Origin of the sequence: Nonlabens agnitus (genome assembly GCF_002994045.1) — a bacterium.
Classification (GTDB): Bacteria; Bacteroidota; Bacteroidia; order Flavobacteriales; family Flavobacteriaceae; genus Nonlabens; species Nonlabens agnitus.
In genome coordinates this window covers 1,465,062-1,479,464 of sequence record NZ_MQUC01000003.1, presented here as the reverse complement: position 1 = coordinate 1,479,464, position 14,403 = coordinate 1,465,062, and the positions used below count along the sequence as shown (strand labels likewise).

The following is a 14,403-nucleotide window of genomic DNA, read 5'->3' as shown; positions in this document are numbered from 1 at the left end:
TTTTACGGTTGGGTTCAAATATGCCTTGAAATTAGGCAAAAAAAAATACCCATTATTGGGTATTTTTTTTAATTGCTGTTCTGACTATCTCATGATTCCCGATGGGAACGACACGACACTTTCAACGCCATCTGCACCTACGGCAGCTACTCCAAAAAAGGAATTGTCGATCACGATTTCTTCCAGCTCAAAAGAGGTCATATTACCTACATATCGTGAGTTATCCCAAGTTGGACTCGTGGTATCACGCCAGTACACCTTGTATCCTACGGCGCCATCTACCGCGTCCCATTGTAGTTTTGCATTTGCCTCTACGATTCCGCCTATTTTTACATTCATAGGTCGGGTAGGAGCCCAAGCTAATTGTGCCAAATTGATAGCATTGACGGCTGTCAATTTTCTCGCATATGGGAAGTTCACATGTTCTACTACGTCACCATAAGCGATGCCATCTTCTACACGTATGTCTTGATGTTGCTGGGTATAGTTTTCATGCGCTTCCATGATGCGAACTCCTGCAAATCCCAGGTCGTTAAATGGTCTGTGGTGTCCACCGCGGCCAAAACGATCCAATCGATATACCATCATAGGATGCATCTCTGGCATATATGTATTTACTGATTTGTAAATGTATCTGGCCAGTTGTCGTGAGATACCATCCACCTCGCCACCATAAAAACGGCGACCGTTGCGCTCGCGCTCGGTTTCAGTTGGGTCTGTAGGCTCAGAGAAAATTCTAAATTCACGATTGTCAATCACGCCATCAACACCTTCAATATTTCCTATCATGTCATTGTTCAAGAAACCGATCACGTTCCATTCATTTTTCTGGGCATACTCTGCAAAACCTTTCCCGCCAAACAATCCTTGTTCCTCACCACTCAATCCTACATAAACGATGGAGTTTCTAAACTTGCGCTTGCTCAGCACTCGCGCGGCCTCAATCGTTCCTGCCATACCACTAGCGTTGTCGTTTGCTCCAGGAGCATCCTTAGTATAATCAGAGCCATCGCTGTTGCGGGAATCAATATCACCGCTCATCATCACAAAATCATTGGGATTTGTGGAGCCTCGCTGGATGGCAATAACATTGACCACATAAGTATCCATGGGAATACGGTTGCTCATTTCTTTAGTCACAAGGTCCTTCTGGTAGAAGACTTCCAGACAACCGCCACATTCACTGCTGATTTTATCAAATTCTGCTTTGATCCATCGTCTGGCGGCACCTATACCTCGCGTGTCGCTTATGGTGTCAGAAAAGGTGTTGCGAGTACCAAATCCCGCTAGGGTACGCACATCGCTCTCGATGCGCTCTGCGCTCACTTCATCAATAATGTTGTACAAGTCCTGTTGATGTTCTGATGGTACTTGGGCAAAAGCTACGCTGGTTGCAAAAAGGAATAATAAGGTAATTAAACGCATGTTTTTTTGTTTTAAAGATACTGGTTGTTACGCTTTCGCGAAAGCGAACTCAAGAACAATCTTTATTTCATAATAGGTTTTAATCTTCAGCTTCATCCATATCCAACTGGGCTTCAAATGAGCTGGCGATGATGTCGTCTTTATTGATCCAATAATCTGAAGTGATCAATTCGTACTTCTGGTCAGAAAGTTTTTTGAAATACCACACGATATCGTTAGCCTCTTCAAAAGCGACCTCTCCACTAATCTGGTCTTTGAAAAGCCGCTGAAGGATCGCGTGACTATTGATTCCTGGACTCAATAATCGCAGCGCCGCAGCCTTATCGATTTCATAATCCACCGGTGCGTCTGATACAGCACTAAACTGGATCACACTGGCTTTGGCGTGCGGGAATTTACCGTTATAGGCTTTGTACAGAAATACATTAACGTCAAACAACCTGCTGTGCAAGGAGATGTCAGAATGTTTTTCGGCTACGTTTTCCTTGAGCATATCGTTAGAGATCTGTTCATACTGGCCGTCATTTAATTCATCTTGAAACTTATATCTCAAAACGATTTCTGCCGCTTCTTGAGGTTCATATTCAGATATTGCCAGGTATAACAACTCCTTCAGGTCCTGATCCGTGGCGTCGCCAGTGTCACCAAATTCAAATAACTCCAACAAATTCACATAATCATCGTGGTTCCATTTATTTTCTATCTCGTCAATGGAGTCGATGTCCTCAATGGTAACTTGGTATTTCATGACTTCTCAGTTTTATGGAAAGGTAGAATGTGTCTGCTGAATGTCCTGCTAAAACGACCTTAAAGAATAGGAGAAAACTCTTTTAAGCCGGGAAATAAATAGGGTGAGATGATTTTAAAATTGATTAGCTTTCAAATGACTTTCGGTTTTCCGTGTTCAACCCTACCTAATTATCTAAGTTATCTAATTGATTGCCATTATTTAAAACCTTATGAAACTTCATCTATTTTCGCTATTAGGAGTATTTATTCTTACCGCATGTTCGCCAAAAATAAATGGTGTAGACCAAAACGCACAAGATGCAGAGTCTGCCTATATGTTACCACCTATACCTGCCAGTATTCTTTCTAATGAACCCTGCACTTCATGTAACACCGTACCAGGAACCTTGTCCCAATTTGCAAATGCCTTAAAGGATTCCAAGCTACAACGCTATACCAATGCAGGCACCGAGAAAATTGAATACAAAAAGGCAGAGGAATTTTGTAACCCGTTATTTTTTACCACGTGCGATAATTTGATGGTGCTCACCGCCACAGATCAAGCCAAAGACCGTATTGAATTTAGACAAGAAAAGGATTTAAGTCTAAACGATCAAAGCATTATGAGGCTGCAGGCCAGCTTCCAGAATCTACCTATTGGCAGTACTACAAAAGGAGTCACCATGGCGCAAATACACAGTGATGCTAGTGGCGTGGAACGGCCCTTGCTACGTGTGGAATATACAGGAGCAAAGGATGTACGCGTGGTGGTTACCGATACCTATGTCAAAGGTGCAGGAAAATCCATCAATGATTTTATGATGAACTTTCAGGATGGTCATGAATTATATTGTAAACTGGAAATCATGGAGTCCGGCAATCAGGTTCACGTGTATTTGAAAAACATCACCACCGGAAAATCCAATTCCAAAACCTATACCGTGAGCAACAAATGGTTGGAAAAGGACGGTGATTTTTATTTTAAAACAGGAGCCTATTTACAAGAAAGTGGTTCTATCCCGATAGTTAGGTATCAAAGTCTTAGTTACTACTACTAAGCGATCCTGAAACAAAAAATCCAGCCTGATATGCCAAGCTGGATTTTATGGATTCAAAACAGGTGAATTTTAATCGGCTGTTTTGCGAATCTCCACGTGATGAGGATAAGGTATCTCGACACCTATCGCATCTAGCGTTTGTTTAAAGTTTTTCTGTAGATAGAAATACACCGGCCAGTGGTCTGCGGTTAAGGTGTATGGTCTTACCAAAATATTAATGCTGCTATCAGCATTCGTAACTACTTCTACAATAGGTGCTGGATCTTCCAACGTCAATGGATGGTCTGTCGCTAGTTTTCTAAGCGCTTCAATAGTTTTGGGTATGTCAGCATCATAGCTTACACCTATTTCAGTTTCCACTCTCAAGATTCCCGAAGCATCAAAGTTGATAATGTTACCGTTGAGTAATGGACCATTAGGGATGATGGCCGTTTTACGGTTAAACATCAACACCTTAGTTTGTAAAATGTCAATTTCTTGAATCGTACCCGTGATGCCTTGTGCCTCAACCGTGTCACCTACTTTGAAAGGCTTGAAAAGCAATAGCAACACGCCACCGGCAAAATTGGAAAGCGATCCCTGCAGGGCAAGACCTATTGCAAGACCCATCGCGGCAAGAGCGGCGGCAAAACCACTGGTTTCTATACCTAGAGTTCCTACAATGGCAACAATCAATAAAATCCAAAGAACCCAACGAATGATGTTCAAGAGAAACTTTTGAAGCGTGATTTCATACTCACGCTTTGCCATGATTTTACTCGTTACTTTGATAGCTCTACTAATGAGCCATGCACCTATAATATATAAAGCAATAGCTTTGAACACAGGAATACCATATTCCAGCACTAGAGCAATAACATTCTCTAATTTAAAATCTTCCATCTAAACTTTTAATTTTTGCAAATGTATTGCGTTAAGGATCAAATCTCCTTAGGAATTTGTTAAGGGTAGATGAGTAATGGATTGAGTTCCGCTTTCGCGAAAGCGTGATGACCACAAACATTTTACGGCTTGATGGAGACTATACTAAACTTAAGCCCTATTTTTAAATCAGAACAAGATATTATTCAAATGATGCGATCGATGATATTTAGAATCTTAGCAGTATTCATAATTACTTCTAGTGCAGTTTATGCTCAAAAAGCAGACAAGCAGACCGCCATTACAGCCGTCGCATATCTTTATTCTTTTAAAATAAATGAATCTGATGTTCAACCCATGCAGGAAAATATGAACTTGATCGTGGATGGTAGTGAAACAAGTTTTCAATCCTACAATTTGCGTAAGATGGATACGATCAAAGCCACAACTACCTATACGGATGTAAATGATCCAAAGAGGATAGAAAACAACCGCAAGTATAAATCGTTCAACAAGTACAATATTTATACAAATGGTATGGAAGTGACCTTCAATTCTAAATTGGGAATGGATGCATACGTTTATGAAGAAACACTGAATCTGGATTGGCAGTTGGGAAGTGATACCAAGGAAATTATGGGTTACACCTGTAAGAATGCCCGTGTGTCTTATGGCGGTAGGCAATGGGAAGTCTGGTATGCCCCAGATTTGCCTTTCAATGCAGGACCTTATAAATTTAAAGGTTTACCAGGATTGATTTTAAAAGCTACAGACGATACCGGCAATTTTGATTTTGAAGCCGCCGCCATGGGGAGTAAAAAGAAAGTCCCATTACAGTACGCTTTTCATTCTAAGTCAAAAAATGAATTAGTTAAGACAACGCGAGAAGAGTTTAACAAGATTCAGGCTTCTTATGAAGGTCTTAGTTTTAATGAAAAAATGAATTTTGGCAGAACAGATGGTTCTAGAATCGTCGTTACCCAAATGTGGGACAAAGATGGTAATGAAGAGGATTTGAGAGAATTAGATCAAGCACCTGAAAAAAGGCGACTCTTTATTGAGGTCGATCATGAATAAATCAATACTAAATTTCTCTATGGATCGAATTTAAATCTGTTCTAAAAAAATCTTGGCCTGATGTACCAGTCGTTTTTCTCTACAATATTTATACTTTTTGCTGTAGCAATCGGTATTGCTCAGAAAAACAATACATCAGAAATTCTTCAAGTGACTTATGACCACAGTTACAAGTTATTAGAATCTGATACCCTACATAAGCATGAAACAATGCGTTTGCTTATTCAAGGTATGCGCACCAGCTTTATGGAAAATTTCCAATACAAGTCTGACTCCATTATCAAAAAGAATGGCACTCACTTACCCACGACAGAAGAAGAAGCGGACATTCTCCTACAAGCCAACCAAAAAACGGATAATCTTTATCGCATTCATGCCGACCCAGAGAAACTAGGCTATTACAGTCCGTTAGGTATTCACACCGTCTACCGTTATGAAGAAATTCCATTGATGGAATGGCAATTAACAGGAGCATCAAGGAATATTTTGGGATATTCTTGTAAAAGTGCAACAGTATCATATGGTGGTAGAGCCTGAACCGCTTGGTACGCGCCAGAATTACCCTATAATGCTGGACCCTATAAATTTAAAGGGTTGCCAGGACTTATACTTTCAATACACGATGCGACTAATGATTTTTCCTTTGAGATCGTTGGATTGAAAAAAATACAGTCAACGGAATTCCTTAACGCATCTCCCGCGACAAAATTTGATAAGGCCGAAAAAGTCACACAGAAAGAATTTAACAAACTCAAGCGCGCATTTGATCAGTTGTCTATCGTTGAAAAATTAAACTATGGTAGTACTAGTACTATTAGTATCATTAACTCCAGTGGTGAAGATCTTACCAAGCAAAGAAAGTTTAATAAACGATTAGAAGGGAAGCGGGTTTATATGGAACAGTAAAATAATTGATATCAGATCTATCAATTCATAAATTATAGTTTTAATAAAATTAGGATGTGTCGTTTTTTTTTTCAGTTTTAAACAATACTAATCTTAAAAACCTTTTAATTATGAAAAAAGTTTTATTATTTTGTTGTTTGTAGTAGCATCAACTTCAGCTTACGCTGAAATATTCACTAATGGGGATTTAAAAGCTAAAGTAAATCAGGAGCTAATCGAAGTCGGTTGCCCGGACAATTCTACCTTTATCTTTGCTGGATGTGGCGCTAGTGGGTGTTATTCAGTAAGGTATCATGTAGGTCTTTATACTAGTCCACCATATAAACCTACCCCAGAACAAGCAGATGCTATTGCAGAAGATCTAAATAGGAGATGCGCCAGCTTTAGTGAATCACCATTCATTGACGAACCAGGAAGTATTTAATAATTAAATTGTTTTTTATGAAATACTTGTTAGTATTTTCGTTTTTATGTACAACATTTATTTTTGGTCAAAATTCTGATCAAACATCCATTAGTGTAGCGTACCTGTTAACTTTTAATGATAGACATTCTCAGTCTAACAGTTTGAAAGAATATTTTAATTTGCTTGTGAAAGATGATAAATCTATATTTCAAACTTATAATGAGAGAGAATCTGATACGTTAAGAGAAAAAAATATAGCAATTCCTACAAATACTAATGAGTATTTTTCTTTTAACAAATTTTCAATTTTATTCGACGATAAGAACCTAGTTTTTAATGAAAAAGTGGGTAGTGAGGAATATCAATATTCTGAATCTATTAACTTAAAATGGCAATTAGGTAATAAGAATAAAGAAATAAAGGGCTTTCAGTGTAAAAATGCGATAGTAAATTATGGTGGTCGCAAATGGGAAGCTTGGTACACTCTTGAAATCCCTGTGAATGCTGGTCCTTATAAATTTAAAGGCCTACCAGGCTTAATTATGAAAATTACAGATTCAACCAACTCATACGATTTTGAGTTTTTTAAAATGCGCAAGCGTGACATAGATAGGATTTATAAATTCAATCATTACAAACCAGAGGATCAGAGAATTATAATGGAACGTAAAGAGTTTAATAAATATAAACAAAGTTATGATGAACTTAGCTTGAGTGAAAAATTAAACATAGGCAGTACGGGCTCCAAAACTATAATTGAAAGGGTAGATGGAGAAGCAGATCAGACAATGCGAAGAGTAACCGATAGCACAATTGGATCTTCTGACGTAAACCCTATTGAAATTGACCATCACAAGTAAATTTTCAAAAAGGCAAGCTTATTCAAATTACAAAAGAGTCAATGGAAACCCATTGACTCTTTTTATATTGTACAACCAAAAAGCACCAAACTTTCATTGTCTAATACATCACCATTTTTCAAAAGCTTATTTTTAATCATCCTGTGGTGTTTTACGATGGCCAGTAATGCGCAGCAATTTGAAATCAAAGGAACCCTAAAAGATTCCTTGAAGGAACCAGTAGCCTTTGCCACCATCATCGCCTCTAGCGATAGGGATGAAAACAATGTGTTGGGATATACGACTAGCGCAGATAATGGTGTTTTTTTGCTAAAATTAAAACAGGCAAGTCCGCAGGATTCTATATGGATTACAATCCGGCATCTAGAACACGCAAGAAAGCAACTGCACTTTAAAGCTGTTTCTCAAAACATCACGGTGATTCTTGAAAAACAAGAAAACCAACTTAAAGAGGTTCAACTAAAAGCAAAAAGAACTATTGAGGTTAAAGGCGATACCATAACCTATAATGTAGAAGGCCTTAAAAAAGAAAAGGATTATACGATTGAAGAAGTGATCGCACGCATTCCTGGTGTAGAAATTTCTGATAGTGGACAGATCAAGTATAAAGATAAGGCCATAAGCTATTTGTATCTTAATGGCGTTGACTTGTTGGAAGGTCGCTATAACATTGCTACACGCGGCATTCCAGCAGATGCAGTAGAGGATATTGACATTATGAAAAAACATAATCACGCACGTATAGATAAAGGGCGAACGGAAAGTGACGATGTAGCCTTCAATCTAAAAATCAAGAAAGATCGCAGTCTGGTTTTTGGCAGTACCAAGGCAGATGCTGGTGTACCGTTTCTAACGGGTCTTGCAGAAGGTACGCCCATATATATTGAAGACAACTTTCAGGATATTGCAAGCGTTAAAATCAACAATATAGGTAAATCCCTTGCAAGTAATGGAACTAACCTAACCCAGGGAAATGCAGATCTATCGACATTAGAGCTGCCAGATGTTGATATTCTCACTGAACCTAATACGAACGGTACGTCAATATCAGATTCCTACTGGCTGGATAATGAATCATTTTCCATAACAAACGATGCTTTAATCAAAAGCAGTGACCAAGCGATCTTTAAAGCAGGTACAACCTATAATAAAGGTGATAATCAGATTGATCGCTTTTCAAATGCTACCTATTTCTTCGATAACGACAGCACGCAAGTCAACCGCCAGACCAGAAATAAGTTGCAGGAAGAACTATTTTATTTAGGGTTGGTACAAGAAATCAATAAAGATCGATTGTACCTCAATAATAAGATAAAACTAAGCACAGAACGCACAGATGGATTATCCAGTAATATCCAGAATGGAGAAACAATTGATTATTCCTACGATCGTAGTACCACCAGACTTTCTGACTTGCTGGAGTTTAAAACAACCATAGGTGAGCAGGTCTTGAACAATGGCTTCCTTATTGAATTTTCAGAATCTAAAGAAACAAGTTTTACCACACCTGCAGTTTTTACAGATCAGATTCCCAGTGTCATCAATCCAGACGTAACCACTCAAAATATTGAGACAAAACGTTTTAATATAGGTGGATATTCTGGATTTACATTTCTTATAGGCAAAACAAAATGGGAAGCAAAGCAACGCCTTCGTTGGAGCTCAGAGAATTTACAGAGTGACTTATTTCAACAGTCTACAAATAACAACCGTTCTCAATCCAGTTTTCCCTTTGCAAGTGATTTTGAACTGAATCAACTAGAGTCGTCAACTTCATTGAAGAGCAGCTATCAAATAGGTAGGTTTAAATTAAGAGTGACACCACAGATTTCTTATCTGTATCTTGACAAAGAAGAACTCCTGCAAACAGATCTCAACCAAAAAGAAGATTATCTGTTTTTTGAACCCAGCGCAAGCCTGTCCTATAAATTGAGTTATAAATGGAATTTTTCGCTTTCTGGATCACGCAATTTGAGCACTTCTAGGTTTTCTCAATTATACAATGGTATTGCGTTACGCGATTTCACCTCTCTAGGTAGGAATCCAGACGCCATTAATGTTACAAGAGCTACCAGCGCCATGTTCTTTATCAACTATGACGATATCTTATCTGGCTTTTTCTTTAATAACGCCACTAGATTCAACGATAATACTTCAGACTTTACCTTTAGTAGCAATATTGATAAAAATGGTCTTATACAAACTATTGCCATTGAACGTGAGAATAATTCCACATCGTTTTCCAATTCAAGTAATTTTACTAAAAGATTCTTTAGAATCCTGCGTACGGACTTGCGATATTCCTTTAGTTATTTTGAAGGAGAACAGTTCTTTAACGGCAATGCCCAGGAATTTAAGAATACGAACCATTCGATTAATCTGGAGTTAGGGTTAGATAACAATACTTGGTACGGCATCACTTACAATGGTGGTTTTAATTATGGAATTTCAAAAGTGACAAACCTTAGAAATACAAATTTGTTTTTAAAGCATAAACTGGAGCTCGATTTCTACACTAGTTCAAAATCTCGACTCAATGTAGGACTTGAATCGGTAAGCTCCACAACATCTACAAATGATGTCACGAACAACAATACTTTGACCAATATTTCCTACTACTACAAGCCGAACAAAAAACTATTTCTAAGAGCCTCAATGAACAATATTTTTAACGAGGATTTTTTTACTACAGTTCAAAATAGCTCCAACTTCATCAGTCAATCTCAGTTTTCTCTGCGACCACGACAGTTTACTATAGGGCTTAATTACTCTTTGTAGAATTTGAATAGTTCCGCTTTCGCGAAAGCGAAATAATCTAACAACATTTTTACAAAAATCCTCTTCTCAATTGCCGCTCGAAACTGGAGTTATGAAATTATTTGAATAAAGAAAGCAGCATAACGCGATAGTCGAGAAGGAGCGATTTATGATTGTCGTTATTCTAGTAAAACCATATCTCGACTATCGCTCGATACTGGTTTACAGGATTCCCATGCAACATAAATAGTTTACCACTTGTTATAGTTGAGATTCTACTTTCAAAATTTAAAAAAAGATGACTATAAAAAAATGCCTTGAAGAAATTCAAGGCATTTTATCAATCTACGTTTTAGTTTCCTAGAAAGGGTACTTATTTTCTTCAGTGACTTTGTCTGCGATCGTGTTTCTCAACTCGATCACGTTAGGCAAGTTAGCGTACTTAGTGAAACGTTTTAAGCCCATCAACATCATGCGTTGTTCATCACCTTCAGCAAAGCTTGCAATTCCTTCTTCAGCTTTTGCCTGGATGATCTTGGAAGCTTTGTACAAGTATAGCTTAGACATCGCGATCTGCTCTTTTTGAGAATCTTCACCATAGCGGTTTGCGTTTTTCTCTGTTCTTAGGATCGCACTTTCTGCCATATAGATCTCGATCAATATATCAGATGCTGCTAGCAATAATTGCTGGTGCTTTTCCAATTCGGTTCCTAATTTTTGAACAGCGCTACCAGCTACCATCAAGAATACATTCTTGAGTTTGGCCAGCATTTCTTTCTCTTCAGCAAAAAGCTGAGAGTAATCTGGCGTATCAAATGATGGGATAGAAGTCAATTCCTGACCTACCGCCATTGCTGGCTCTAGTAGGTTCACGTGACCTTTCATAGCTTTCTTCACTAACATTCCAACAGCTAGCATGCGGTTGATCTCATTAGTTCCTTCGTAGATTCTTGAGATACGTGCATCTCTCCAGGCAGCCTCCATAGGGGCATCTGCACTAAAGCCCATACCACCATAGATCTGGATTCCTTCATCGCTACATTCCTGCATATCTTCAGAAACGGCTACTTTAAGAATAGAACATTCAATAGCAAACTCTTCAACACCTTTCAATTCTGACTGAGCAAATGTTTCTCCAGCTTCTTGTCTTGCATGGATTCTGTTTTCAATGTCTTTAGCCGCACGGTACGAAGCACTTTCACCCACATAAGCGTTGGAGGCCATATCTGCAATTTTCTTGCGTATCGCACCAAACTTTGCAATAGGAGTATTGAACTGCTCACGATCGTTAGCATACTGTGTAGCTAGCGAGATCACACGACGTTGTGCATCCAGACATGCTGCTGCTAACTTGATACGACCTACGTTCAAGGCGTTCATGGCGATTTTGAAACCTTCACCTTGACCGGCCAACATATTTTCCACAGGTACTAACGTATCGTTGAAAAATACTTGACGAGTAGAAGAGGAGTGAATACCGAGTTTGTGCTCTTCCTCACCCATAGAAATTCCATTGCTAGGGTCGTTTTCTACGATAAATCCAGTGATGTTTTTATCATCGCCCATACGTGCGAAAACCACAAATACATTACAAAAACCAGCATTAGAGATCCACATTTTTTGACCGTTGATCTTGTAGTGTTTACCGTCTTCGGTAAGTTCTGCTTTGGTTTTACCAGAGTTGGCATCAGATCCTGCGCCAGGCTCGGTCAAACAATAAGCTCCAAACCACTCACCAGTTGCAAGTTTAGGAACGTATTTTTTCTTTTGCTCTTCGGTTCCGTACAAAGTAATCGGCATCGTTCCAATTCCTGTATGCGCACCAAAAGCAGTAGCGATAGAACCAGTGGCTCCAGAGATGTAGTCACAGACTAACATCGTAGAGACAAATCCCATTCCTAGACCGTCGTATTCTTCTGGTACCGCGATACCTAAAAAGCCCATTTCTCCAGCTTTGCGCATGACTTCTTCAGTCAGTGCGTAGTCTTTCTTTTCAAAACGTTCTTTGTGAGGTACAATTTCCTTGTCCACAAACTCGCGGACAGATTCCTTCATCATCTGTTGTTCTTCCGTGAAATCTTCAGGAGTGAACACATCTTCTGCGGCTGTTTCTGTTACTATAAACTGACCACCGCGGATCATTTTCTTTTCTGCTGTTTCTGTACTCATAATAGTATTTAGTATTTAGTATGCAAGCCTAGCTTGCTTTTAGTAATTAGACTTTTTTACTTAGTGATTTTTGTAGTGCTATATTCATTTTACTAATCTCAACGCATTGATCAACGATATTTCCTGCGGTTTCTTCATTGATTAATTTCAATTTTTCGGACAGAAACGTTTGAGTGATTAATTCTGACGTGCTGCCTGATGCGATAGCTAGAAAATAATTAAACTGTTGGTTACTGTTGCGTCCAGAACCTTCAGCAATATTTGACGGAATTGAGACGGCACTTCTTCGCATTTGTGAGATCAAACCATATTTTTCTTCTTTAGGAAATTGCTCTGTAGCTTTATACACATCAAGAACAAGATCCATCGCTTTCTGCCAAATCTTAAGTTTCTCAAATTGATGCATGATGTTTCAATTATCATTAGCACGCTTTCGCGAAAGCGAAACACACAAAAAACTTTTATTTGAAACCAATCTCTTCTTTCATTAAAAAAGCTGTCAATCTAAGTACTGAAAGCAAAGCGGTCTAACTACTAATTTCTTTAATTCAAAAATTCAAATATTCCAGCGGCTCCTTGTCCGGTTCCCACGCACATAGTCACCATACAGTGCTTGCCTTGATGGCCACGCTTGCGCATTTCATCAAAAATCTGCACTGATAATTTTGCGCCAGTACATCCTAGTGGGTGACCCAATGCGATCGCACCACCATTGACGTTGACGATATCTTTGTTAAGATCCAACTCACGCACGACAGCTACGGACTGACTCGCAAAAGCCTCGTTCAACTCGATCAATGCCATGTCTTCTTTTTTAAGACCGGCTTGCTTTAAAGCTTTAGGTATCGCAACTATGGGAGCAATTCCCATCACACGTGGTTCAACGGCTGCAACGGCAAAACTTACCATTTTGGCAATAGGTTTGATACCTAGTTCGTTCACCATCTCTTCACTCATCACCAGCGTAAAAGCTGCACCATCACTGGTCTGTGATGAATTACCAGCTGTAACGCTACCGCCAGCGGCAAATACAGGTCTCAATTTTGACAGGGCTTCTACGTTTGTTCCCTTACGCGGACCTTCATCCTTAGTTACCGTGTAGGTTCTGGTTTGTTTCTTACCATTCTCATCTAGATAGACTTCTTCAACCTCGATAGGTACAATCTGATCCTGGAAACGGTTTTCTTCTTGAGCTTTTAAAGCCTTCATTTGAGACTCGTATGCAAATTGATCTTGCTCCTCACGAGAAACGTTGTATTCGTTAGCGACTTCCTCGGCAGTAAGACCCATTCCCCAATAGTAATCTTCATGACCTTGTTTGGCCAGTTTGTAATCTGGAGTTGGTTTGTAACCACCCATGGGAACGTAACTCATACTTTCTACACCACCAGCAACGATGCATTCTGCCATTCCTGACTGTATTCTTGCTACGGCTGCACCTATCGCGTCCAGACCTGAGGCACACCATCTATTTATAGTGGTTCCAGGAACGTCAACTCGATCCAATGCCAAAAGTGAGATTTGGCGCGCCATGTTCAAACCTTGTTCAGCTTCAGGCATTGCGTTACCAATGATCATATCATCAATACGGCCTTTATCAAAATCAGGAAGATCTTTCAACATTCCTTGAATGGTTTCTGCAGCGAGTTCATCAGGTCTTTTGAACCTAAAGACGCCTCTACCAGATTTTCCTACCGCGGTTCTCTTTGCGGCTACTATATATGCTGTTTTACTCATTCTTTTCAGGATTAAAGATTATGGAGAATAGAAAATGGACTCATGTTAGCCTATCTATAAATGCTCCAATCATTCTCTGTAATTTTTTAATTTCTTCTATGTTTTGATTAAATATTTCTTCTGAAACGTAATTCAACTTAAATGCAACAATAAATTGCGTTTCCCATTCAAAAGCAGAACCCAAACTAGTTTCTAGATAGGTCTTAAAATGTTTATCAGTTGCTTTTGCAGAACCTTCGGCAATATTTGAAGGTATTGAAACTGCACATCTATTTAACTGGCTCGTGAGATTAAACTTTTCACTTTCAGGAAACTTGTTGGTGATAGAATAACTTGAAATAACAAAATCAACTCCATCCTTCCAAATCTTCAAATTCCTGAAATTATGCCTAGCCATTTATCTATACTCTATATTCCA

11 protein-coding genes and 1 pseudogene are annotated in these 14,403 nt (G+C 38.9%); 5 read left to right on the top strand and 7 right to left on the bottom strand.

The window, feature by feature from the left end:
* Positions 1-84: 84 nt before the first annotated feature.
* Together BST86_RS06840 and BST86_RS06835 are read right to left on the bottom strand one after the other, a co-directional pair.
* On the bottom strand, positions 85-1,425 hold the full coding sequence (locus BST86_RS06840; protein WP_105982616.1) for a M28 family peptidase: 1,341 nt from the start codon (positions 1,423-1,425) through the stop codon (positions 85-87).
* 79 nt (positions 1,426-1,504) lie between these two features.
* Positions 1,505-2,173 (bottom strand): hypothetical protein, encoded by a 669-nt coding sequence (locus BST86_RS06835; protein ID WP_105982615.1) that lies wholly within the window; start codon positions 2,171-2,173, stop codon positions 1,505-1,507.
* 211 nt (positions 2,174-2,384) lie between these two features.
* On the opposite strand from BST86_RS06835, the gene BST86_RS06830 reads away from it, so the two are divergent.
* Positions 2,385-3,212, top strand: coding sequence for a polysaccharide lyase family 7 protein (locus BST86_RS06830; protein WP_105982614.1), 828 nt, complete (start codon positions 2,385-2,387; stop codon positions 3,210-3,212).
* A gap of 69 nt (positions 3,213-3,281) precedes the next feature.
* Here the strand turns inward: BST86_RS06830 and BST86_RS06825 are convergent, their stop codons facing one another.
* Entirely contained in the window at positions 3,282-4,094 is an 813-nt protein-coding gene (locus tag BST86_RS06825) for a mechanosensitive ion channel family protein (RefSeq protein WP_105982613.1), read from the bottom strand.
* A gap of 132 nt (positions 4,095-4,226) precedes the next feature.
* Between BST86_RS06825 and BST86_RS06820 the strand changes: the two genes are divergently transcribed.
* From BST86_RS06820 to BST86_RS06795, 4 genes and pseudogenes are all read left to right on the top strand, one after another.
* The gene (locus tag BST86_RS06820; protein ID WP_105982612.1) at positions 4,227-5,150 is read left to right on the top strand and encodes a GLPGLI family protein; all 924 of its coding nucleotides are present in this window, start codon (positions 4,227-4,229) and stop codon (positions 5,148-5,150) included.
* Between the two features lie 60 nt (positions 5,151-5,210).
* A pseudogene (locus BST86_RS15025) lies at positions 5,211-6,056 on the top strand (GLPGLI family protein).
* A 441-nt stretch (positions 6,057-6,497) separates the two neighbouring features.
* The gene (locus tag BST86_RS06800) at positions 6,498-7,322 is read left to right on the top strand and encodes a GLPGLI family protein (protein ID WP_105982608.1); all 825 of its coding nucleotides are present in this window, start codon (positions 6,498-6,500) and stop codon (positions 7,320-7,322) included.
* A gap of 156 nt (positions 7,323-7,478) precedes the next feature.
* On the top strand, positions 7,479-10,100 hold the full coding sequence (locus BST86_RS06795; protein ID WP_105982607.1) for a TonB-dependent receptor: 2,622 nt from the start codon (positions 7,479-7,481) through the stop codon (positions 10,098-10,100).
* 339 nt (positions 10,101-10,439) lie between these two features.
* Here BST86_RS06795 and BST86_RS06790 read toward each other — a convergent pair whose 3' ends face one another.
* The 4 genes from BST86_RS06790 to BST86_RS06775 all read right to left on the bottom strand — a co-directional run bounded on the left by BST86_RS06790 (position 10,440) and on the right by BST86_RS06775 (position 14,358).
* Positions 10,440-12,248 (bottom strand): acyl-CoA dehydrogenase family protein, encoded by a 1,809-nt coding sequence (locus BST86_RS06790; RefSeq protein ID WP_105982606.1) that lies wholly within the window; start codon positions 12,246-12,248, stop codon positions 10,440-10,442.
* 46 nt (positions 12,249-12,294) lie between these two features.
* Complete coding sequence (locus BST86_RS06785; protein WP_105982605.1) at positions 12,295-12,654, bottom strand: four helix bundle protein; 360 nt, start codon at positions 12,652-12,654, stop codon at positions 12,295-12,297.
* A 137-nt stretch (positions 12,655-12,791) separates the two neighbouring features.
* Positions 12,792-13,985, bottom strand: coding sequence for an acetyl-CoA C-acyltransferase (locus tag BST86_RS06780; protein ID WP_055413073.1), 1,194 nt, complete (start codon positions 13,983-13,985; stop codon positions 12,792-12,794).
* Positions 13,986-14,025: 40 nt separating this feature from the next.
* Positions 14,026-14,358: a four helix bundle protein gene (locus BST86_RS06775; protein ID WP_242446483.1), complete on the bottom strand. Its 333-nt coding sequence runs from the start codon at positions 14,356-14,358 to the stop codon at positions 14,026-14,028.
* Positions 14,359-14,403 lie beyond the last annotated feature (45 nt).

Coding starts and splice junctions, on each gene's coding strand:
- BST86_RS06840 (WP_105982616.1), bottom strand. CDS start 1,425: ATGCGTTTAATTACCTTATTATTCCTTTTTGCAACCAGCGTAGCTTTT.
- BST86_RS06835 (WP_105982615.1), bottom strand. CDS start 2,173: ATGAAATACCAAGTTACCATTGAGGACATCGACTCCATTGACGAGATA.
- BST86_RS06830 (WP_105982614.1), top strand. CDS start 2,385: ATGAAACTTCATCTATTTTCGCTATTAGGAGTATTTATTCTTACCGCA.
- BST86_RS06825 (WP_105982613.1), bottom strand. CDS start 4,094: ATGGAAGATTTTAAATTAGAGAATGTTATTGCTCTAGTGCTGGAATAT.
- BST86_RS06820 (WP_105982612.1), top strand. CDS start 4,227: ATGGAGACTATACTAAACTTAAGCCCTATTTTTAAATCAGAACAAGAT.
- BST86_RS06800 (WP_105982608.1), top strand. CDS start 6,498: ATGAAATACTTGTTAGTATTTTCGTTTTTATGTACAACATTTATTTTT.
- BST86_RS06795 (WP_105982607.1), top strand. CDS start 7,479: ATGGCCAGTAATGCGCAGCAATTTGAAATCAAAGGAACCCTAAAAGAT.
- BST86_RS06790 (WP_105982606.1), bottom strand. CDS start 12,248: ATGAGTACAGAAACAGCAGAAAAGAAAATGATCCGCGGTGGTCAGTTT.
- BST86_RS06785 (WP_105982605.1), bottom strand. CDS start 12,654: ATGCATCAATTTGAGAAACTTAAGATTTGGCAGAAAGCGATGGATCTT.
- BST86_RS06780 (WP_055413073.1), bottom strand. CDS start 13,985: ATGAGTAAAACAGCATATATAGTAGCCGCAAAGAGAACCGCGGTAGGA.